Source organism: Sphingopyxis sp. LC363, assembly GCF_000756385.1.
Taxonomy (GTDB): Bacteria; Pseudomonadota; Alphaproteobacteria; order Sphingomonadales; family Sphingomonadaceae; genus Sphingopyxis.
In genome coordinates this window covers 1-20,674 of record NZ_JNFC01000014.1, presented here as the reverse complement: position 1 = coordinate 20,674, position 20,674 = coordinate 1, and the positions used below count along the sequence as shown (strand labels likewise).

Genomic DNA, 20,674 nt, shown 5'->3' with positions numbered 1-20,674 from the left:
TTGCATTGCAGCAACAGTAGCCCGGAAAAACGCAGCCGCGCCTGTGGATAATTTCGCGCGCGCCACGGAAATTCGGGCTTTTTCGATCCCCCTTCGCGTAGCCCGCCGCACGCGGCTTGCACTGTCACAATTGCTGTCACAATCGTGCCACATGCGGGCTTCAGGGGCGCTCGCAGGTCTTGGCGCGCCCCGATTGCGTGCCTGCCGAACGCACCACCAAAGGGGAAATCCTGAAATGAAATTCCGTCAAACGCTCACCGCCAGCGTTGCGCTGCTTCCGGTCGCGCTGCTTTCCACGCCGGCCTTCGCCCAGTCGACCGGCTCGGTCGACTTCGAGGACGAAATCGTCGTCTCGGGTTCGCGCGTCACCGACGTCGCCGGCATCCAGTCGCCCGATACGTCGAAGGCAAAGTCGGTTCTGGGCCAGGAAGTCATCGCCCGCCAGAACCCCGGCCAGACGATCCTCGACACGATCAATCTCGTGCCGGGCGTCGTCTTCACCAACAATGACGCCTATGGTTCGTCGGGCGGTCAGCTGACCATCCGCGGCTTTTCGGCCGACCGCATCAGCCTGACCTTCGACGGCGTGCCGCTCAACGATTCGGGCAACTATGCTATTTACTCGAACCAGCAGCTCGACCCCGAGCTGATCGAACAGGTCAACGTCAACCTCGGCTCGACCGACGTCGACAGCCCGACCGCCGCCGCCACGGGTTCGACCGTCAATTACCGCACGATGGTTCCGACCGAAGAATTCGGCGTCAACCTGTCGGGCTCGGCGGGCGAGTTTAAATTCTTCCGCATCTTCGGCCTCGTGAACACCGGCACCTTCACGCCGTGGGGCACGCGCGCTTTCCTTTCGGCCTCGACCGCGTCGAACGACAATCCGTTCAACAATTATGGCCGCGTCCGCAAGAAGCAGTTCAACGGCCGCATCTATCAGCCGATCGGCGCCGATGGCGACTTCGTCTCGGTCGCGGGTCACTATAACGAAAACCGCAACAACTTCTTCGGTTCGGTGTCGCTGCGCAACGACCGTGACGTTCCTTCGGGTTTCCCGCAGTCGAGCGACGACCGCGAATATGACATCAACTATCCGTGCAACACGACCGCGACGGTCACGCCGGGTGAAGCCGATGCGGCTTCGTCGTGCGGCACCGAATTCGATCGCCGCTACAACCCCTCGAACACGGGCAACATCCGCGGCGCGTCGAAGTTCACGCTGAGCGAAGGCATCACGCTGACCGTCGACCCCAGCTACCAATATGTGAAGGCTAACGGTGGCGGTACTGTCAACGCCCGCGAACGCTTCAACAATGGCCTGACCGGTTATATGGGCGGACGTCCCTATTTCGGCATGGACCTCAACGGCGACGGCGACCTGCTCGACGAAGTCGCGATGCTGGCACCGAGCCAGACGCAGACGCACCGCTATGGCGTGATCGCCAACCTGCGCTGGGACATCACCGAGGGCCACACCGTCCGCATCGGTTACACCTATGACCGCGCGCGTCACCGCCAGACCGGCCAGGTCGGGCTGCTCCAGTTCAACGGCGAACCGTTCGACGTCTTCCCGGTCAACGATCCGCAGACCGACGTCAGCGGCGCGGTGCTGCAGAAGCGCGATCGCCTGTCCTACGCGATGCTTAATCAGGTGTCGGGCGAATATCGCGGCGAATTCCTCGACGGGACCCTCGTCACGACGCTTGGTGTGCGCGCGCCCTTCTTCAAGCGCGACCTGAACAATTATTGCTTCACGACCAGCGATTCGGGCTTCGTCGACTGCTTCGGCAAGGACGACCCGCGCAACGCCGCCTATGCGGCTGCCAACCCGACCAACTCGGACGGATCGGTACGTCAGGGGCCGCAGCAGCGCGTCCTGAAATATGACGACATCCTCCCGAACGTCGGCCTGCTTTTCAAGCCGAGCAACCAGATGTCGGTCTTCGCCAATTATTCGAAGGGGCTGCAGGTTCCGGGCACCGACGCGCTGTATAATGCCTTCTATTTCGATGCCGACACGCCGTCGGCACGGCCGAAGGCGGAAACCTCGGACAACTTCGACCTCGGCGTCCGCTATCGCAGCGGCAAGATCCAGGCGCAGCTGTCGGGCTGGTTCACCAAGTATAACGACCGCCTCGCCTCGGCCTATGACCCGGTTACCGAGCGCAACGTCTATCGCAACCTCGGCCGCGTCGACAAATATGGCGTCGACGGCAGCATCGCCTTCCAGCCGGTTCCCGAACTCGCCCTCTACGCCTTCGGCTCGTGGATGAAGTCGGAAATCAAGGACGATGTCCAGTCGGGTACGTGCGACGCCGATGACATTGCCGACGACGTCCCGGGCTGCTCGGCGGTGGGCGATCCCATCTTCACGCCGACCAAGGGCAAGCGCGAAGCCGGTGCCCCCGAATATACCTTCGGCGCATCGGCGCGCGGGACGCTGGGTCCGGTCGAGCTGGGCGTCACCGCAAAGCGCACCGGTGGTCGCTTTATCTACGACACCAACGTTCCGGTGGTGGCCAGCGGCGTCGAAGTCTATCCGGCGAAGACCAATGCTTATTGGCTGGTCAACCTCGATGCTCGCCTGAGCCTCGAATTCCTCGGCCTGAACGACAAGACCTTCTTCCAGCTGAACGTCTACAACCTGTTCGACGAACTCTATGTCGGCAGCTATACGAGCTCGCTGGCTCAGGGCACCTCGTCGCCGCCGTTCGCCCAGATCGGCGCGCCGCGCACGGTCAGCGGCACGCTTTCGGTCGCTTTCTAAGCGATCCCAAAGAACGGGAAATCGGGCGCGGGAGGTAACTCCCGCGCCCCTTTCTTTTGGGCAGACGGCGGTCGTTGAGAGGCCGCTTTCGACCGGCTGCGACCCTTGATCCTCCCTGTGGCGAAGCCATGGGGAGGTGGCAGCGCGAAACGCTGACGGACGGGCTAATGGCGCGACGTCGCGGCGCCTCCACCATCCGCTTCGCGGACGATCCCCCTCCCCATCGCTTCGCGACAGGGAGGATCGGTAATGGCAGCTCACCCACCCCAAAACTGCCTTTAAGTCGCAACCCCGCCGCGCGACTATGCGGCGCGCCTCAGTCCGCCGCGATCCTCTGCGCGGTGTCCTGGACGAGCGCGATCATGTTTGGGACACCCTGCGTGCGGTTCGACGACAGCTGGCGCGTCAGGTCGAAGGGCGCGAGCGCGGCGGCGACGTCCATCGCCGCGACCTCGCTCGCCGCTTTGTCCTGCACCGCGGCGAGGACAAGCGCGACGATCCCCTTGGTGATCGCGGCATTGCTGTCCGCGAGGAAATGGAGCCGGCCGTCATCGCGCGGCACCGGATAGACCCACACGCTCGCGCTGCAGCCGCGCACCAGCGTCGCGTCGGTCTTGAGCGCGTCGGGCATCGGTTCCAGCTCGCGGCCGAGTTCGATCAGTAGGCGATAGCGATCGTCGCCGTCGAGAAAATCATATTCTTCGAAGATGTCGGAGAGGCTGCGCATGGCGGCGGCAGTGGCAGATTTGGGGAGGAGTTGGAAGGTCTGTTTCGTCTCTCCTATGGAGAGGCAACGAGACTGGCAGCTTGCTGCCTAGTCGCAGTGGTGAGGGGTCCGGAGCTTGCCGACAGGGCAGGGCCCCTCATCCAACTCCCCCTAACCGCTTCGCGGTAAGCCTCCATATCCTTCTCCCTCAGGGAGAAGGATTATAAGTCGACCCCCGCCGCGATCGCCTCCAGTTTGCGCAGCCGTTCCTTGAGGTCGGCGATCTCGATCCGCGACCCGGCGTTCGGGACGCTGTGGTCCTGCGGTGCCGCGACATGCCCCGCGGCGAGTTCCTCGCGCTTGAGCTGGATCCAGTCGCGCCAGCCGCGCAGCGCGACGAGGCTGACGATGCTCAGCGCGCTGAGCGCGACCGCTGCGGCGGTGAAGTCGGGCGTGATGAAAGCCATGAGCGTTGCTCCTTTGCCGGCATTCAGATTTTGCTGCTGTCGCGCAGCTTCTCGATTTCCTGATCGAGCGTGACCGCGCGGTTGTTGTCGGTGGCGATGCGTTCGAGCACCTGGATCCGGTCCTTGAGCGCGCGGATCTCGGCCTGCAGCGCCTTGGTCTCGGCGTCGTTTCCGACGACATAATCATGGCCGTGGCGGTCGCGGCGGATGCCGTGCTTGGCGCGGATGATGCTGCCGACCGTCACGATGAGGACGATGCCGATGACCATTTCAAACGGGCCCATGGGGAGGTTCCTTTCCTGTCTCTCTTTTTCTTGTCAGTTGAGCGGGGCGTCGCGCAGCTTTTCGATCTCGTCGGCGACATCAATTCCCTTGTCGGTAACGATGCGCTCGAGAACGCGGACGCGCGCCTCCAGCCGTTCGGTGTGCGCCGCATATTGGGCGGCCTTTTCGGCGGTTTCGTTGGTGATCGCCTTGAACTGCCGTTCCTTGAACTTCAGGTGGCGCTCATAGGCGGCGTAGCCGATGCCGAGGGTGACGGGCAGCCCGACGACGATCAGGAGGATGACGATGGCTTCCATGGTTACTCTCCTCAGTTCGCCGGGCGCCGCAGCGCCTCGATCTCGTGGCTCAGCCGGTGCCCCTCGTCGGTGACGATGCGTTCGATCACCGCGAGGCGATCCTTCACCGAACCGAGTTCGGCGCGCAGCTGGGCATTTTCCTGACTGATCAGCTTGACGCGCTCCATCGCCTCGTCGCTGGTCTTGGGATAGACCGCCTTGCCCCAGCTGTTCTCGAGCGGATAGCCGTTCTTGACGCGCAGCCAGGTGGTGAAGACCCATCCCGCGACCCCGGCCAGGCCAACGATCGCGGCAACAGGGGCAACGGCGTTCAGCACATCCAAATTCATTGTCTTATCCTCTCAGCGCAGGCGGTCGATCTGGTCGGCGAGCTGCGCCGCCTTTCCGCCCTCTTCGGTCGCGATGCGTTCGAGCACCGAGATCCGCTCCTCCAGCCGGCTGACCTGCCCCGCCAGCTTGGCGTTGTCGTCGGTCAGCAGGGCGATTTTTCGATCAGCGTCGGGGTCGGTTCGATGAACCGTGCCGCCCCATTCATTCTCGACGGGATAGCCGTGCTTGGCGCGGATCCAGGTGGTGAACATCCAGCCGCCGATCGACAGAGCGATGATGGCGAGGACGAAAGCGGTACCACCGAAATTCATATGTCGTCTCCCTGTTGCTCCAGCCCGCTCAGCGCAGCGCGTCGATCTCGTCGGCGAGGCGGCGGTTATGGCTGGTGTAATATTGCTCGATGTCGGCAAGCCGGCGGTCGATGTCGCGGAAGCGCGACTTGATGTCGCGGGTCGACGCGGCCGGGTTGCTGCGCACACCCTGCCAGAATTTCGCTTCCTCGCTCGATCCATAGAGCGCGAATGGCTTGGGCGTGCCCATCCAGGCGACCATCCAATATGCGATCAGCGTCCAGGGGAAGCCGCCCATCAGGGTGAGCAGCACCGCGCCGACGCGGACCCAGAGCACGTCGATCCCGCTATAGTCCGCGATCCCCGCGCACACGCCGCTCCATTTGGCGTTCTGCTTGTCGAGATAGAATTTGGTGCGGCTGGCAGACATCTCAGTTCCTCCGGTTCGTCATGTTTTCGAGCTGCGCCAGTTCTTCATCGCTGCGTACCGCGGGGCGGAAGTCGGGATGGTCGGCGCTGATGATACGTTCGACAGTATGTAGACGATTCTCGAGCCGCCGAGCCGTATCGTAAAGTTCGTCGAGCAGCTGTTCATCTTCTCCGGTCAGCGTCTTGGCCTGCTTCCACTTGGTGATGTAGTGGAGGATCAGCCAGGGCAGACCGAGGAAGAGCGTTCCGATGACGATCGGGACGATGATGACTTCTTCCATCGGTCCGGCTCCTTATTTCTTGCCCTGCGCGGCCTTCAGCTCGGCGAGTTCGTCGGCGACCTTGTCGGCGGCCTGCAGCTCGGCGATTTCCTCGTCGAGCGACTTCTTGTAGCCGAGGCCCAGCGCATCGGCACGGCCTTCGGCTTCGTCGACGCGGCGTTCGAGGATTTCGAAGCGCGAGAAGGCGTCTTCGACACGGTCGCCGTTGGTCATCTCGCGCAGCTTGTAGCGATTCTCGGCGCTTTCGAGGCGGTTGACCACGCTCGACTGGCGCGCGCGGGCTTCCGAAAGCTTCTTCTGCAGCTTGGCGATGTCGGCTTCATAGCCGGTCAGCGCGTCGTCGAGGACGGCGATCTCGGCCTTGAGACGCTCGGCCATGTCGCCCGCCTTCTGCTTTTCGACGAGCGCGGCGGTGGCGAGGTCCTCGCGGTCCTTCGACAGCGCGAGTTCGGCCTTTTCCTTCCAGCCGTCCTGCAGGCTTTCGAGCTTGGCGATATGGCGGCGCATCTCCTTCTGGTCCGCAATCGTGCGGGCGGCGGAGGCGCGGACTTCGACGAGCGTTTCGTTCATCTCGAAGATGATCTGGCGGATCATCTTTTCGGGGTCCTCGGCCCGGTCGAGCAGGTCGGTGACGTTGGCGGCGATGATGTCGCGGGTTCGTGAGAAAATACCCATTTGAAACTCCTGTCGAAAACTTGAGACCATTGTCTGTTCTTAAAAAAGGCTGGTGCCGGGGCGGGGCAAGGGGGGAGAGTGCCCCGGCACCAGTGCCGGTCAGGCCATCGGACTGACCGCCGGGGTCGAAGCAGCACCGACCAGACCGACGACCGGGAGGCCGGCGGCGTTGGCGGCTGTGGCAGGATAGTCGATCACGCCGACGAGGACGGCCAGCGCACCCACCGCGCTGAACGCGAAAGTAGCGGCCTGGGCAATCTTCGTTTTCATCGTTTCGACCTTCCTGTTTGCTGCACCGGCGCGCTGTGCGCCGGTTCGCTGAAATCTTTGCAGGAGGCGTGCCAATTATAGAAAACGGCAGGAAAGCCGGAAAATTCGCGTATAATTCTGCACCGCAACCGATTTGGCTTGCCAATCTGCGGGAAAATTTGCCAATGATTGGGAATGGAGCGTGAAACGCAATTCATCGGCCAGTCGGCGGCGTTTCAGGACGCGGTCGAGCGCGCGAGCCTCGCGGCGTCGCTCGACCGCCCGGTGCTCGTGATAGGCGAGCGCGGCACGGGCAAGGAACTGATCGCCGAGCGCCTCCACCGCCTGTCGACGCGGTGGGATCGGCCCTATGTCATCATGAACTGCGCCGCGATGCCCGAAACGCTGATCGAAAGCGAACTGTTCGGGCACGAGGCGGGCGCCTTCACCGGCGCGACGCGCAGCCGCGCCGGCCGTTTCGAGGAGGCCGACGGCGGCACGCTCTTTCTCGACGAGCTTGCGACGATGTCGATGGGCGCACAGGAACGCCTGCTGCGCGCGGTCGAATATGGCGAGGTGACGCGCGTCGGCGCGTCGCGCCCGATCCGCGTCGATGTGCGGATCGTCGCCGCGACGAACGAGCATCTGCCCGCACTGGTCGACGACAATCGTTTCCGGGCCGACCTGCTCGACCGGCTGTCGTTCGAGGTCATCACCCTGCCCCCGCTGCGCGCGCGCGAAGGCGATATCGAGGTGCTCGCCACCTATTTCGGCCAGCGCATGGCGGCAGTGATCGGCTGGGACGAATGGCCGGGCTTCGGCCCCCGCGCGCTCGCGGCGATGGAGGGACACGACTGGCCGGGCAATGTCCGCGAGCTTCGCAACGTCATCGAGCGCGCCATATATCGTTGGGCCGACCCGACGAAACCGGTCGATGCGCTGAGCTTCGATCCGTTCGCGAGCCCGTGGCAGCCCGCGGTGCGCAAGGCGGCGGCGAAAGCCGAAGCGCCTGCCGCGACGACGGCCGATCCGGCGCCGGCGGCCACCGCGTCCGCAGGTCCGGTCAGCGACCTGCGCGCCGCGGTCGACGCCTACGAACGGACGATCCTCGCCGACACGATGGCGCGCTGCCGCTTCAACCAGAAGGTCGCGGCCGAGGCGCTGGGGCTGAGTTACGACCAGATCCGCCACGCGCTGAAGAAGCATGGGTTGAATCAGTAGCATCAAATTGATCCTCCCTGTGGCGAAGCCATGGGGAGGGGGACCGTTCGCGCAGCGAATGGTGGATGGGCTGCGACGGTGCGCAAAGGACCCCTCCGTCAGTGCGTCGCCCTGCCACCTCCCCATGGCTTCGCCACGGGGAGGATTTGGAGCATCACCCCCTCGGCAAGCCTGCACTCAACGCCTCGATCACCGCATCCTGCGTCGAGACCAGATCGGCGAGCCGGTCGCGCAGCGCATAGATATCGGGCAGGCCGTCGACCTGCTCGTCGACGCTGCGATCGAGATACAGCCGGTCGATGTCGGCGAGCGCTGCGGTGAGCGGCGCGCGCGCGGCGATCAGGCGCGAGATCGCCTGCTGCGCGACGACCCAGCGTTCGCCGGCAACCGGCGCGCCCGCCGCGGCCGCCACGAGCGAGGCGGCGGCGGCGCGCTCGGCGGCGAACGCCTGCTGCCCGGCGGCGGCATCGGCCTCCCAGCGATCGAGCCGCCCGGCGAGGTCGGCGGGCAGCGGCCCGGGCGGTGCCACGACGACCGCGGGCGGCGCGACGTCGAATCGCCCCTCGACCGCGCGCTTCGCCAGCGAGGGGCCGTCACCGGACTGCGTCGCGGCGCAAGCGGGCAGCGACAGGAACAACGGGGTGAAAAGAAGGACGCGCTTCATCGCCGCCCCTGATATGGTCGCGCCGGTGGCGCAGCAAGTGCCGAATCGGGCGCGCGCGCAATAATCGGCACCATCGCCGCGCTTTCGGATAAAAAGCGCGGAAATATGCGGTTGACAGCACGGGCCTGGCTCGCTAGTGGCGCTGACTTTCCCGCATGCCGGAAAAATCGCCCGCTTCGGCGGGGGACTGGCAGCGCGGGTGTTCTAGTTTCTGATTGGATGGAAGACCATGTTCGCAATCGTGCGCACGGGCGGAAAGCAGTATCGCGTTGCCGCCGGAGACAAGATCGCCGTCGAGAAGATCGAGGGTGAAGCCGGTGACACCGTGTCGCTGGGCGACATCCTGCTGGCCGGCGACGGCGGCGAGGTGAAGGATGCGAAGGGTCTCGTCGTTTCGGCCGAGATCATCGCCCAGACGCGCGGCGAAAAGGTCATCGTCTTCAAGAAGCGCCGCCGGCACAATTATCGCCGCCGCAACGGTCACCGCCAGTCGCTGACGCTGCTGCGCATCCTCGCCGTCGGCGATGCCAAGAAGGCCGCGCCGAAGAAGGAAGCCGCTCCGAAGGCCGAAGCCGCTCCCGCCGCCGAAGCCAAGGCTGCTCCCGCGAAGGAAGCCGCGCCGAAGAAGGCCGCTGCTCCCAAGAAGGAAGCCGCACCCAAGGCCGAAGCTGAAAAGAAGCCCGCTGCCAAGAAGGCGGCCCCCAAGAAGGACGCCTGAGCGCGATTTCGCGGCTCGGCCTCCCCGAACGAATTAAGGAGCATCAGTCATGGCACATAAGAAAGCAGGCGGTTCTTCGCGCAACGGTCGCGACTCAGCCGGCCGCCGCCTTGGCGTGAAGAAGTTCGGCGGTCAGGAAGTGATCGGCGGCAACATTATCGTGCGCCAGCGCGGTACCAAGGTGTACCCGGGCGCCAATGTCGGCATGGGCAAGGACCACACGCTGTTCGCGACCGCGGACGGCCGCGTCCGATTCCACGACGGCAAGCTCGGCCGCAAATATGTATCGGTCGACATGATGGCCGAAGCCGCCGAATAAAGGACGTTTCCTGCGGGTCGTCCACCAAGGGATGACCCGGAGCTGTCCTTTCCGCCACCAGCGGGAACAAGGTTCGAAAAGAGGGAGACGGGTCACCCCGGACTCCCTTTTTTCTTGCCCGAAATCCGTCGCTTGAGACGAACGGGCGCGAAAACGGGGCCATCCATCTCCCTCCATATCGAATGTCGTCAAAGCGTCACCATCTGGCGCCAAGGCGACAGGCATTGGGAGTTTGAGAATATGTTCGCGCGTACCGAAAGACTGTTGCTGCGGCCCGGCTGGCAGGAAGATGCCCCCGCGCTCGCCCGTGCGATCGGCGAAGAAGCGGTGGTCCGCAATCTCGCGACCGCCCCCTGGCCCTATGGCGAGGCGCAGGCGCAGGAGTTTCTGGCGAAGCCGATCGACCCCGACCAGCCACGTTTCCTGATCTTCGCGCGCACCGGCGGCGCGCCGCGCCTCGTCGGCGGCTGCGGCATTTCGCCGAGCCCGGAAGGCGAACTCGAAATGGGTTACTGGATCGCGCGGCCCTATTGGGGTCTCGGTTTCGCGACCGAGGCGGGGCGCCAGCTGCTTCACATCGCGCGCGCGATGAACCTGCCCAGGCTGTCGGCGGGCCATTTCCTCGACAATCCGGCGTCGGGCGCGGTGCTGCGCAAGCTCGGCTTTCGTCCGACCGGCAAGGTCGCGCAGCGTTACAGCCTCGCGCGCGGCGGCGACGCGCCCTGCGCGCTGTTCGAGGAAGGCGATGCCGACGCCGATGGCACCGTCACCCCGATGCGAAGCCGCATCGGGGTGGACGAGGATTTCCGCGAGGATATCAGGCTGATGGCGGCGTGAACATACACGCCCTCCCCTTCAGGGGAGGGCAGCGAGACTTGCCAGCTTGCTGGCTTAGTCGCAGCGGGTGGGGTCCATCGGCCTTGCGCAAGGCCGATGGACCCCACCCCAACCCCTCCCCTGAAGGGGAGGGGCTTGATGATCACCCCCGCATCTTGTTCACCATGCCCATGATGTCGTCGAGCGGATTGCCGTTGCCGTCCATGTCGAGCATCTTGCCGATGCCGCCCAAACCGCCGGCGGAAGCCGCCGCGCCGCCGCCCATCGCGCCGCCGAGGACATTGCCGAGCATGCCGCCGAGGCCGCCGCTGGCCGCGCCCCCGCCGCTCGCGCCGCCCTGCTTCGCCATATAGCCCGCAACCATCATCGCGAGCATCGGCAGCATCTGCTTGAGCAGCCTCGAATCGATCCCGGTCTGTGCGGCCGCCTGCCCCGCTACCGTCCGGCTGACATCCTTCGACCCGAAAATCTGGCCGAGCACCTCATTCCCCTGGCTTACCGGGGTCGGCTGCGGCGCGAGCACCGAATCGAGCAGGCCGCCGCCGCCGAGCTGACCGAGCAGCCCGCCGAGTCCCTCGAGGCCCTGGGCTCCCCCGCCGCCCGATTGTGCCTGTTTCTTGAACCCGCCGAGGATCGCGGGGAGCAGGGCCTCGGCGCCCTGTTTCGCCATCGCGGGCGGAATTCCGAGTTCTTTCGCCATCGATTCGATGCCGCCGGCCTGAGCCAAAATATCGGTCAGATTCATGGATCATACTCCCGCTGCGGCACGGATCGGACCGCGCCGATACGTATCAGTATAGCAGCCGGGGGGATCGGGAGGAGTCGTCATTTGGCTGTCATTCTCAATTGCATAGTCCTAGCCTGCACCAGTGCGACTCGCCTTTCCGGGGAGCGCCGTGGTTTCTAGTGGGAGCTACACAATGAGCATTTTCGGCAAGATCAAGGACGCCATTTTCGGCAAGAAGGCCGTCGCCGCGGAACCTGCCGCCCCGGCTGCGCCCAGCCCCGTCGGCACCGCGCTCGACGCCGCGACGCAGGCAATGGCGTCGGCCGCCGCCGCGCCGGTCGACGTCGACGCGATCCTCACCGCCGAGGCGGCGAAGGCCGGGCAGGATCTCAACTGGCGCACGTCGATCGTCGACCTGATGAAGCTGCTCGGCATCGATTCGAGCCTCGCCAACCGCAAGGAACTGGCGCAGGAGCTCGGCTATACCGGCGCGCTCGACGGCAGCGCCGAAATGAACATCTGGCTGCACAAGGCGGTGATGCGCGAGCTCGCGGCGAACGGCGGCAAGGTGCCCGCCGATCTTACCGACTGACTTTTTTAATCCTCCCTGTGGCGAAGCCATGGGGAGGTGGCAGCGGCGCAGCCGCTGACGGAGGGGCCATAGCGCACCGTCGCCGCCCCTCCACCATCCTTAGGATGGTCCCCCTCCCCACCGCTTCGCGGCAGGGAGGATCGGCAATGTCATTGACCGCGCTGCGCCCCACTCCCTAGACAGGTTTCACAAGAAACAAAGTCGCAGGGAGCCCGTAGTGCAACATCCGCTTTCCATCCCCGTCAGCCGCCGACGCACGCTCGCCACGCTTGGCGCGGGCACCGCCGGCCTCGCGATCGCGGGCCCCGCCGCGGCGCTTCAGGACCCGCCCAAGAGCGGCGCGCAGCAATTGCTCGACTCGGTTGCCGACAATCTGCTCGCGCAGTCGCCCGAGGGTGCGACCTCGCTCGGCATCGACACCGGCGCGCGCGCGGCGATGCGCGGGCAGCTGAGCGATCGCTCGGCGGCGGGGGTGAAGGCGCTTGCCGACACGCTGAAAGCCGACGTCGCGCGCGTCCGCGCCTTCGACAAAGCGGGGCTCGACCATGCGACGCGCACCAGCCTCGCGGTCGTCGAAAGCGCCTATGACGTCGCGCTCGCGGGCTTCGCGCTGCCCTATGGCGATGTCGCGGTCGGCGGCTGGCGCAACACGCCTTACGTGGTGATCCAGAATGTCGGCGCCTATCTCGATGTGCCGAAATTCCTCGACAGCGACCATCCGGTGAAGAGCTCGGCCGACGCCGAGGCCTATCTCGCGCGCCTCAACGCCTTTTCCGGCGTGCTTGATGGTGAAACCGACCGGCTGAAGGCAGCGGGCGGCCAGGGACTGATCGCCCCCGCCTTCCTGATCGACAAGGCGGTCAAGCAGATGGAAGCGACGATCGCCGACGCGAAGGCGGGCGGGTTGATGGTCGAAAGCCTCGTCCGCCGCACCGGCGAAGCGAAGATCGCGGGCGACTGGTCGGCGCGTTCGGCGAAGATCGTGCAGGGCCCCGTCGCCGCGGCGCTCGAACGCCAGCTCGCCGAGCTGAAGGCGCAGCAGCCCAAGGCGACGATGGATGCGGGTATGTGGGCGCGCCCCGGCGGCGACGAATGGTATGCCTGGGGGCTCCGAGCCTCGACGACGACGCGCATGACCCCCGACGAGATTCACGCGATGGGCCGCGAGGAACTCGCCGAACTCCATGGCCGGATGGACCCGATCCTCAGGAAGCTTGGGCTTACGCAGGGCTCGGTCGGCGACCGGATGAACGCGCTCGCCAAGGATCCCAAATATAAATTCCCCGACAATGATCGGGGCCGCGCCGAGATCACTGCCTATATCCAGACCTGGCTCGGCAAGATCCGCGCCGAACTGCCGCGCGCCTTCCGCACTTTGGTGAAGGGCAATGTCGAGGTGAAGCGGCTGCCGCTCGCCGAGGAGCCCGGCGCGCCCGCGGCCTATGGCGGCGCGGGGTCGATCGACGGCAGCATTCCCGGACGCTTCTGGATCAACCTGCGCACGACCGAACTGCACAGCAAATATTCGCTCCCCGATTTGACGATGCACGAAGCGATCCCGGGCCATGCCTGGCAGGGCGAATATGCGCATGCGATGCCGCTGATCCGCACGATGCTGGCGTTCAACGCCTATTCGGAAGGCTGGGCGCTCTATGCCGAGCAGCTTGCCGACGAACTCGGCCTTTACGACGATTTCGAGGTCGGGCGCCTCGGCTATCTCCAGTCGCTCGCCTTCCGCGCCTGCCGCCTCGTCGTCGACACCGGCCTCCACGCCAAACGCTGGACGCGCGAGCAGGGGGTGGAGTTTTTCGTGCGTGAAAATGGCTCGAACCCGCTCGAGGTCGCGAGCGAGGTCGACCGCTATTGCAGCTGGGCCGGGCAGGCCTGCGGCTACAAGGTCGGGCACAGCGAAATCGTGCGCCAGCGCGGGCTGGCGCAAAAGGCGCTGGGCGCAAAATATGACCTGCGCGATTTCAACGATGTCGTGGTCAAGGGCGGCAACGTCCCGCTCGACGTGCTCGCGAAGAATGTCGAGGAATATGTGCGGGAGGCGAAGGCATGAGGCCGCACGTCATGATGAAGGGCCTGTTCGGCGCCGCATTGCTCGCCGCGATCCCCGCCCACGCGCATGAAACGGCGGAAGCGCCCGGCGGCGGGCGCGTCACCATCGCGACGAGCGACGTCGATCGCTTTTACGCGCTCTATGACGACCCCGCGCTCGCGGCGCAGCCCGAGGTGGTGGCGGCGCGCTATCTCGCCACCCCTTCGCCGGGTCTCGCCGAATTCATGGTGATGCGCCGGATCACGCCCGAAAAGCTCGCCGCCGCGCTGGGCAAGAAGCCGCAGGTCTTTGCCGACGCGCGCGGCTGCGCGGCAAATCTTCCCGCGGTGCGCACGCGCCTTGTCGCCGCGACCGATCGCCTCGCGCAAATCTATCCCGCCGCGAAATTTCCGCCGATCACCATCGCGATCGGCCGCGCGACGACCGCGGGGACCGCCAATGCGAAGGGGCTTTACATCGGCCTCGAAGCCCTGTGCGCCGCCAAATTCGTCGAAGCCGACGACGAGGACCGCTTCGTCCATGTCATCGCGCATGAATATGTCCATGTGCAGCAGCCGCTGGCGCAGGTCGAGGACCGCGAAGAATCGGTGCTGCGCGCGGCGCTCGTCGAGGGCGCGGCCGAATTCGTCGCCGAGCGGATGACCGGATCGGTCGCCTATCCGCTGCTGCACCAATGGGCGAAGGGGCGCGAGAAGGAGCTCGAGACGATCTTCCTCGCCGAAAAGGACCAGAAGGCGATCGGTTCGCGCTGGCTCTACAATCAGAAGGGCGCCGATGGCTGGCCGGGCGACCTTGGCTATTGGGTCGGTTATCGCGTCGCCAAAGCCTATTACGACCGCACGCCCGACAAGGCGGCGGCGATCAAGGCGATCGTCGAAATGAAGGATCCGGCCGCCTTTCTTGCGGAAAGCGGCTGGTCGCCGGGCATCGGGCTTTAGGGCTTCCTCGACCGAATAAACTGTGCTCCCGCGAAGGCGGGAGCCTATCTCCGGCCGGCGCTATTTTGAACCGGCGGGAGATGGGTCCCCGCCTTCGCGGGGACACGGGAATTTCTCAAATGCGCTTCATTCAAAGCCGAACAGCATCTAGCCGGGCAGCGGCGCCAGGTCGGGTTCGACGAAACCGCGCCGCGCGGGAACCGAAAAGAGCAGTTCGCGGCTGTAGAAGCGCAGCGGCCAGTCGCGGTGGCCGACGTCGGACAGCAGCAGCGCGTTGACGCGCGCCGCAAGCCCCGTCTCGGCCGTTTCCCGCAGGAACAGCCGCACGCCGACGACATAGGCGCGCGTGATGCTGTCGTGATAGCCATTATGGTCGTCGTTCACGCCACCGACGCTCTCGTTGAAGCGGCGGATCAGGCCTGCGATCTCGGCATCGATATCGATGTCGGGGCGCTCGGTCAGGAGCCAGAGGCACGCGCCGAGATGCGCCTCGTGCGTCCACGCCTCGCGCGGCAACGCGCACGCCAGCAAGCCTTTACCAAGCGCGCGGATGTCTTCGTCGCGCGCGAACAGACGTGGTATATATTCGGTAGTCATTTGTCCGGTCCTTCCGGGTGAATGAACACCCGGAAGCGATCCGGGTCAATTATGCGGCGACGGCCGCCCGCGGTGCCGCCTGGCGGACGCCTTCGTCGACATGCTCCGCAAATTGCGCGAAATTTTCGATGAATTGGCCGACAAGCGTCTGCGCGGTGCGGTCATAGGCGGCCTTGTCGGCCCAGGCTTCGCGCGGGTCGAGCAGCGCTGAATCGACGCCCGGAACCGCGACGGGGACCATGAAGCCGAAATTGGGGTCCTTGCGGAATTCGGCGTCATTGAGGCTGCCGTCGAGCGCGGCGTTGAGCAGCGCGCGGGTCGCCTTGATCGGCATGCGCTTGATGCCGTCCATCGTCGCCATGCCGCCGGTCCAGCCGGTGTTGACGAGCCAGCACTGGACGCCGCCCCTGGCGATGCGGTCCTTGAGCAGATTGCCATAAACCGACGGATGGCGCGGCATGAAGGGCGCGCCGAAGCAGGTCGAGAAGGTCGCCTCAGGCTCGGTCACGCCGATCTCGGTCCCCGCGACGCGCGCGGTGTAACCCGACAGGAAGTGATACATCGCCTGATCGGGGGTCAGCTTCGCGATCGGGGGCAGCACGCCGTACGCATCGGCGGTGAGCATGATCACCGTCTTGGGCACCGGGCCCATATTCTGTTCCGACGTGTTCGGAATGAAGTCGATCGGGTAGGAGCCGCGGCTGTTCTCGGCGAGGCTCGCGTCGTCGAAATCGAGTTCGCGCGTCGCGGGGTCCATCACGACATTTTCGAGGATCGTGCCGAAGCGCTTGGTCGTCGCGAAAATCTCGGGCTCGGCCTCGGGCGAGAGGCGGATCATCTTGGCATAGCAGCCGCCCTCGAAATTGAAGACCGCGGTATCCGACCAGCCATGCTCGTCGTCGCCGATCAGCGTGCGCGAGGCGTCGGCCGACAGCGTCGTCTTGCCGGTGCCCGAAAGGCCGAAGAAGACGGCGGTGTCGCCGTTCGCGCCAATGTTGGCCGAACAGTGCATCGGCATCACGCCCTTTACCGGGAGCAGATAGTTCAAGATGCCGAACACCGACTTCTTCATCTCGCCGGCATATTGCGTGCCGCCGATCAGGATCAGCTTCTCGGTGAAATTGACCGCGATCACCGTTTCGCTCCGCGTGCCGTGCTTCGCCGGGTCGGCGCGGAAGCTCGGCAGGTCGATGATCGTATATTCGGCCGCGAAATCCACGAGCTCGGCCGCGGTGGGGCGACAGAGCAAGGTGCGGATGAACTGGCTGTGCCAGGCGAATTCGGTGACGACCTGCACCGCGACGCGGTGCTCGGGCTGCGAGCCGCCGAACAGTTGCTGGCGATAGAGGCGTGGACGTTCGGCGAGGTGCGCGAGGAAATCGGCCTTGAGCGACGCGAAATGATTGGGGGTCATGGGGACGTTCGTCTTGCCCCACCAGATGGTGTCGGCGGTCTCGGCGTCCTGAACGATGAACTTGTCCTTGGCGCTGCGCCCCGTGTGCTTGCCCGTCTCGACGACAAGCGGGCCGTCCTTGGCGAGCCGGCCTTCGCCGTGGCGCACCGCGTCCTCGATCAGCGCCGACGTGCCCCAGTTTTCGGCCACCTCCGCCTTCGTCTCGATGCTGTCGCGGCCGAACACAATCTTGGTCATTTGCTTCGCCTTTCCTTGCCGGACAGCGTCCTTGCATACCTATGCAATGCTTAGCGCGCTAATGGGCTGGCCCGCATATACATGGGTGCCGACGTGTCCGCCGATTCCGAAATCCCGGCCGCGTTAGCGACGGCGGGGGCCGAGGTCAAAAGATTAACGTGGCGCAGTGCAGCATGTGCGACGAGCGCATGACCAAGGGAACCGGTGCCACGCGCGCGGTTGTCGCTGAACGCCGGATAGGCTAATCGCTCCCTTGGAGCCCGCCCAATGGAAAGAGCATGACGGCAACCATCGCGCTGGTCGACGACGACCGCAATATCCTGCAATCGCTGTCGATCGCGCTGCAAGCCGAGGGATTCGTCACGCGCGTCTATTCGGACGGCGAGGCGGCGCTGAAGCCGTTGATCGACAATCCGCCCGACCTGGCCGTTTTCGACATCAAGATGCCGCGGATGGACGGGCTCGAACTGCTGCGGCGGCTGCGCGAGAAGAGCCAGCTTCCCGTCATCTTCCTGACCAGCAAGGACGACGAGATCGACGAGGCGCTGGGCCTCGCGATGGGCGCCGACGACTATATCGCCAAACCCTTTTCGCAGCGGCTGGTGATCGCGCGCATCCGCGCCATTCTGCGCCGCGTCGAGCTCAACCGGAGCGCGCCGAGCGAGGACGACGAGCCCGTCGCCGAGCCGATCACGCGCGGGCGGCTGAGCATGGACCCGGCGCGGCACAAGGTCGCCTGGGACGGCAAGGATGTGACGCTGACCGTCACCGAATTCCTGATCCTCGAAACGCTCGCGAGCCGCCCCGGCGTCGTGCGCAGCCGCAATCAGCTGATGGACGCCGCCTATCAGGACGACGTCTATATCGACGACCGCACGATCGACAGCCACATCAAGCGCCTGCGCCGCAAGTTCCGCGAGGTCGATCCCGAATTCGACGCGATCGCGACCCTCTATGGCGCGGGCTACCGCTTCGCCGATGAAAGCTGACGCCCCGAAACCCGACCGGCTGAAGGCCGACGCGAGCATCGCCGAACAGGAGGAATCGCCGCTCGTCTGGTCGGCGCGCTGGTCGCTGACCACCCGCATCCTCGCGGTCAATATCCTCGCCGTCGCGCTGCTCGCGGGCGGCTTCTATTATCTCGACACCTATCGCAGCCGTCTGGTCGACACGCGCATCGAGGTGATGAAAGACCAGCTCGCGATGCTCGACAGCGCGCTCGAAGCCGCGCGGCCCGACCAGCGCGCCAGCCTGATCAGCGAATTCACCAGGGCTACCGAATCGCGGCTGCGCTTCTATGGTGCCGACGGCAGGCGCCTCTCCGACAGCTTCGCGAACGGGCCGCCGACCTACACGCTGCGCGATCCCGAGCTGCAACCGTGGAAACGCGATGCCGCGCGCGCGATGGACCGCGGCATCGACTGGATCGTGGGCGCACCAAGCTATCCCGATTTCGAGGAACCGCGCGTCGACCGCGCGCAGTCGTGGCCCGAAGTCGTCGAGGCGCAGCGAAGCGGCCTCGCGGCGAGCCGCTTCCGTTATGCGCCCGAGCGCACGCCGCTGCTCAGCGCCGCGCGCGTCGTCGATCTCGAAGCGCCGCAAACGGTGCTGATGACGCTCAACGCGCGCGACATCACGCGCACGGTGCGCGCCGAACGCTTCCGGCTCGCGGTGGTCATCCTCGTCGTGCTGATGGCGTCGGTGCTGCTCTCGCTCTTCCTCGCGCGCACGATCGTCCGCCCATTGCGCCGCCTCGCGCGCGCTGCCGTCCGCGTCCGGCTAGGCCGCGCGCGCGAAGTCGTGGTGCCGCGCCTGCCGAGCCGCCGCGACGAGATCGGCACGCTGGCGCGCGCGCTGTCGGACATGACGCAAGCCCTTCGCGAGCGCATCGACGCGGGCGAGCATTTCGCCGCCGACGTGACGCACGAGCTCAAGAACCCGATCGCCTCGGTCCGCTCGGCGATCGAGGGGCTCGGCCGCGTCAAGAGCGACGAGCAGCGCGCGCAATTGCTCCGCATCGCCGACGAAGACGTCCGCCGGCTCGACCGGCTGGTGAGCGACATCAGCGAGGCGAGCCGCGTCGATGCGCAACTGTCGCGCACCCTGTTCGAACCCGTCGACGTCGGCATCATGATCGAATCGATGCTCGCCGCGCGCGCCGCGCGCGTCGAGGCGGGCGCGCCGCACCCGCGCGTCGCCTTCGCCCGCCCGCGCAAGGGGGCGACCGTGGTGATGGGCGACGGCCACCGGCTCGAGCGCGCGATCGACAATGTCATCGACAATGCGATCAGCTTCTCGCCCGCGAACGGTCTCGTCTGCGTGTCGGCGACCCGCCTCGGCGACGAGGTGCATGTGAAGGTCGACGACGACGGCCCGGGAATCGAACCGGCGCAGCGCGACGCGATTTTCCGCCGCTTTCACAGCGAGCGCCCCGCGAGCGAAGCGTTCGGGCGCCACAGCGGCCTCGGCCTCGCGATCGCGCGGACGATCGTCGAAGGCCACAGCGGGACGATCAGCGCCCGGGATCGCGACGACGGCAATCCGGGCGCGAGCCTGCTGATCACGCTGCCGGCGCGCGAGGGCGGACAGGAGGCGGGCTGAACAATCCTCCCTGTCGCGCAGCGATGGGGAGGGGGACCGCTCGCGAAGCGAGTGGTGGAGGGGCCGCGACGTCGCGTCATGGCCCCTCCGTCAGCGGCTCCGCCGCTGCCACCTCCCCATGGCTTCGCCACAGGGAGGATCAGTTTGTCGCCTTGCGGCCCCGCTTCGGCGCCGGTAAGCCTTGCGCCATGCTTCCGAGCCGGACCAGAACCGAAATCGTCAATATCCATGCGAGCTGCGTCGCGGCGGGCAATGGCGGCGTCCTGATTCTCGGCAATTCGGGGCAAGGCAAGTCGGACCTTGCGCTGCGGCTGATCGATCGCGGCGCCAAGCTGGTCGCCGACGACCGCTGCGATATCTGGTTCGATCGGGGGCGCCTGTGGTGCCGCCCGCCCGAGGCGCTCGCCGGCAAGCTCGAGGTGCGCGGGATCGGCATCGTCGAGCGCCCGTGGACGGCGCCGGTGCCGCTCGCGCTCGCGGTGCGCCTCTCCGACCGTTACGACCGCATGCCCGCGGTGGGTCAGGTCGAAACGGTCGCGGGCCATCCGCTTCCCGCGCTGCTCTTGTCGGCGTTCGAAGCATCGGCGCCGATCAAGATCCTGCTCGCGCTCGAACAGCTGGCGCCCGCGGCATGAGCCAGGATGCCGAATCGCGGCTGCTGCTCGTCACCGGCCTGTCGGGCGCGGGCAAGTCGACCGTGCTCAAGGTGCTCGAGGATCTCGGCTGGGAGGTGGTCGACAACTTGCCCCTAGCCTTGCTCGAAACGCTAATCGACGCCCCTGCCAAGCGCGGCGAGGCGGGGCGCCCCCCCGCGATCGGTATCGACAGCCGCAGCCGCGGCTTCCGCCCCGCCTTGCTCGTCCGGCGGATCAAGGAATTGCGCGAAAGCGGCCGCCGCGACATCCAGACTTTGTTCCTCGACGCGCCGGCGCCGAGCCCGAGCCCCGCTTTTCCGAAACGCGGCGGCGC

Annotated in this window: 25 protein-coding genes and 1 pseudogene; 12 read left to right on the top strand and 14 right to left on the bottom strand. The window is 65.9% G+C overall.

Annotation, left to right across the window (positions count from 1 at the left end):
• The first annotated feature begins 235 nt into the window (after positions 1–235).
• Positions 236–2,770 carry a TonB-dependent receptor gene (locus FG95_RS07055; protein ID WP_037554921.1) on the top strand — a complete coding sequence of 845 codons (2,535 nt, stop codon included), beginning with the start codon at positions 236–238 and terminating at the stop codon, positions 2,768–2,770.
• A 316-nt stretch (positions 2,771–3,086) separates the two neighbouring features.
• Here FG95_RS07055 and FG95_RS07050 read toward each other — a convergent pair whose 3' ends face one another.
• The 10 genes from FG95_RS07050 to FG95_RS20735 all read right to left on the bottom strand — a co-directional run bounded on the left by FG95_RS07050 (position 3,087) and on the right by FG95_RS20735 (position 6,799).
• The gene (locus FG95_RS07050) at positions 3,087–3,497 is read right to left on the bottom strand and encodes a SufE family protein (RefSeq protein WP_037554920.1); all 411 of its coding nucleotides are present in this window, start codon (positions 3,495–3,497) and stop codon (positions 3,087–3,089) included.
• A gap of 200 nt (positions 3,498–3,697) precedes the next feature.
• Positions 3,698–3,943: a hypothetical protein gene (locus tag FG95_RS07045; RefSeq protein WP_037554919.1), complete on the bottom strand. Its 246-nt coding sequence runs from the start codon at positions 3,941–3,943 to the stop codon at positions 3,698–3,700.
• A 23-nt stretch (positions 3,944–3,966) separates the two neighbouring features.
• The gene (locus FG95_RS07040) at positions 3,967–4,227 is read right to left on the bottom strand and encodes a hypothetical protein (RefSeq protein ID WP_037554918.1); all 261 of its coding nucleotides are present in this window, start codon (positions 4,225–4,227) and stop codon (positions 3,967–3,969) included.
• Between the two features lie 33 nt (positions 4,228–4,260).
• The gene (locus FG95_RS07035) at positions 4,261–4,524 is read right to left on the bottom strand and encodes a hypothetical protein (protein ID WP_037554916.1); all 264 of its coding nucleotides are present in this window, start codon (positions 4,522–4,524) and stop codon (positions 4,261–4,263) included.
• A gap of 11 nt (positions 4,525–4,535) precedes the next feature.
• Positions 4,536–4,853 (bottom strand): hypothetical protein, encoded by a 318-nt coding sequence (locus tag FG95_RS07030; protein WP_037554914.1) that lies wholly within the window; start codon positions 4,851–4,853, stop codon positions 4,536–4,538.
• A 12-nt stretch (positions 4,854–4,865) separates the two neighbouring features.
• Entirely contained in the window at positions 4,866–5,165 is a 300-nt protein-coding gene (locus FG95_RS07025; protein WP_037554913.1) for a hypothetical protein, read from the bottom strand.
• 28 nt (positions 5,166–5,193) lie between these two features.
• Positions 5,194–5,574 carry an envelope stress response membrane protein PspC gene (gene pspC, locus FG95_RS07020; RefSeq protein ID WP_037554912.1) on the bottom strand — a complete coding sequence of 127 codons (381 nt, stop codon included), beginning with the start codon at positions 5,572–5,574 and terminating at the stop codon, positions 5,194–5,196.
• A 1-nt stretch (position 5,575) separates the two neighbouring features.
• Entirely contained in the window at positions 5,576–5,854 is a 279-nt protein-coding gene (gene pspB, locus FG95_RS07015) for an envelope stress response membrane protein PspB (protein ID WP_037554911.1), read from the bottom strand.
• A 12-nt stretch (positions 5,855–5,866) separates the two neighbouring features.
• A complete protein-coding gene (gene pspA, locus FG95_RS07010) occupies positions 5,867–6,529 on the bottom strand; it encodes a phage shock protein PspA (protein ID WP_037554910.1) in 663 nt (220 codons plus the stop codon).
• A 99-nt stretch (positions 6,530–6,628) separates the two neighbouring features.
• The gene (locus tag FG95_RS20735; protein WP_161786539.1) at positions 6,629–6,799 is read right to left on the bottom strand and encodes a hypothetical protein; all 171 of its coding nucleotides are present in this window, start codon (positions 6,797–6,799) and stop codon (positions 6,629–6,631) included.
• 174 nt (positions 6,800–6,973) lie between these two features.
• Here FG95_RS20735 and pspF point away from each other — a divergent pair, with 174 nt between their 5' ends.
• Positions 6,974–7,999, top strand: coding sequence for a phage shock protein operon transcriptional activator (pspF, locus tag FG95_RS07005; RefSeq protein ID WP_037554909.1), 1,026 nt, complete (start codon positions 6,974–6,976; stop codon positions 7,997–7,999).
• Positions 8,000–8,153: 154 nt separating this feature from the next.
• Here pspF and FG95_RS07000 read toward each other — a convergent pair whose 3' ends face one another.
• Positions 8,154–8,663 carry a hypothetical protein gene (locus tag FG95_RS07000; RefSeq protein ID WP_037554907.1) on the bottom strand — a complete coding sequence of 170 codons (510 nt, stop codon included), beginning with the start codon at positions 8,661–8,663 and terminating at the stop codon, positions 8,154–8,156.
• Between the two features lie 229 nt (positions 8,664–8,892).
• Between FG95_RS07000 and rplU the strand changes: the two genes are divergently transcribed.
• From rplU to FG95_RS06985, 3 genes are all read left to right on the top strand, one after another.
• On the top strand, positions 8,893–9,381 hold the full coding sequence (gene rplU, locus FG95_RS06995; RefSeq protein ID WP_037554905.1) for a 50S ribosomal protein L21: 489 nt from the start codon (positions 8,893–8,895) through the stop codon (positions 9,379–9,381).
• 49 nt (positions 9,382–9,430) lie between these two features.
• Positions 9,431–9,700, top strand: a complete 270-nt coding sequence (gene rpmA, locus FG95_RS06990) for a 50S ribosomal protein L27 (protein WP_037554904.1) — start codon at positions 9,431–9,433, stop codon at positions 9,698–9,700.
• 240 nt (positions 9,701–9,940) lie between these two features.
• Positions 9,941–10,537, top strand: a complete 597-nt coding sequence (locus FG95_RS06985; protein WP_037554903.1) for a GNAT family N-acetyltransferase — start codon at positions 9,941–9,943, stop codon at positions 10,535–10,537.
• Between the two features lie 142 nt (positions 10,538–10,679).
• Here the strand turns inward: FG95_RS06985 and FG95_RS21215 are convergent, their stop codons facing one another.
• A complete protein-coding gene (locus FG95_RS21215; protein ID WP_037554902.1) occupies positions 10,680–11,282 on the bottom strand; it encodes a DUF937 domain-containing protein in 603 nt (200 codons plus the stop codon).
• Between the two features lie 175 nt (positions 11,283–11,457).
• Between FG95_RS21215 and FG95_RS06975 the strand changes: the two genes are divergently transcribed.
• The 3 genes from FG95_RS06975 (at position 11,458) to FG95_RS06965 (ending at position 14,856) form a co-directional block, all read left to right on the top strand.
• Positions 11,458–11,856: a DUF3597 domain-containing protein gene (locus FG95_RS06975; protein ID WP_037554901.1), complete on the top strand. Its 399-nt coding sequence runs from the start codon at positions 11,458–11,460 to the stop codon at positions 11,854–11,856.
• A 217-nt stretch (positions 11,857–12,073) separates the two neighbouring features.
• Positions 12,074–13,918, top strand: coding sequence for a DUF885 domain-containing protein (locus tag FG95_RS06970; RefSeq protein WP_037554900.1), 1,845 nt, complete (start codon positions 12,074–12,076; stop codon positions 13,916–13,918).
• Positions 13,915–14,856 carry a DUF2268 domain-containing putative Zn-dependent protease gene (locus tag FG95_RS06965; RefSeq protein WP_081933055.1) on the top strand — a complete coding sequence of 314 codons (942 nt, stop codon included), beginning with the start codon at positions 13,915–13,917 and terminating at the stop codon, positions 14,854–14,856. The genes FG95_RS06970 and FG95_RS06965 overlap by 4 nt, the downstream gene beginning before the upstream one ends.
• Positions 14,857–15,003: 147 nt before the next feature.
• Here FG95_RS06965 and FG95_RS06960 read toward each other — a convergent pair whose 3' ends face one another.
• A complete protein-coding gene (locus FG95_RS06960; RefSeq protein ID WP_052182172.1) occupies positions 15,004–15,453 on the bottom strand; it encodes a hypothetical protein in 450 nt (149 codons plus the stop codon).
• A gap of 49 nt (positions 15,454–15,502) precedes the next feature.
• On the bottom strand, positions 15,503–17,104 hold the full coding sequence (locus FG95_RS06955) for a phosphoenolpyruvate carboxykinase (RefSeq protein WP_037554898.1): 1,602 nt from the start codon (positions 17,102–17,104) through the stop codon (positions 15,503–15,505).
• A 278-nt stretch (positions 17,105–17,382) separates the two neighbouring features.
• On the opposite strand from FG95_RS06955, the gene FG95_RS06950 reads away from it, so the two are divergent.
• The 4 genes and pseudogenes from FG95_RS06950 to FG95_RS06935 form a co-directional block, all read left to right on the top strand.
• Complete coding sequence (locus FG95_RS06950; protein WP_037554897.1) at positions 17,383–18,093, top strand: response regulator transcription factor; 711 nt, start codon at positions 17,383–17,385, stop codon at positions 18,091–18,093.
• The gene (locus FG95_RS06945; RefSeq protein WP_052182178.1) at positions 18,083–19,705 is read left to right on the top strand and encodes an ATP-binding protein; all 1,623 of its coding nucleotides are present in this window, start codon (positions 18,083–18,085) and stop codon (positions 19,703–19,705) included. The genes FG95_RS06950 and FG95_RS06945 overlap by 11 nt, the downstream gene beginning before the upstream one ends.
• Before the next feature lie 188 nt (positions 19,706–19,893).
• Positions 19,894–20,340 carry an HPr kinase/phosphorylase gene (locus tag FG95_RS06940; RefSeq protein WP_052182171.1) on the top strand — a complete coding sequence of 149 codons (447 nt, stop codon included), beginning with the start codon at positions 19,894–19,896 and terminating at the stop codon, positions 20,338–20,340.
• Positions 20,337–20,674: pseudogene (locus tag FG95_RS06935) on the top strand (RNase adapter RapZ); the annotation flags it as partial. The gene FG95_RS06940 and the pseudogene FG95_RS06935, both read left to right, overlap by 4 nt.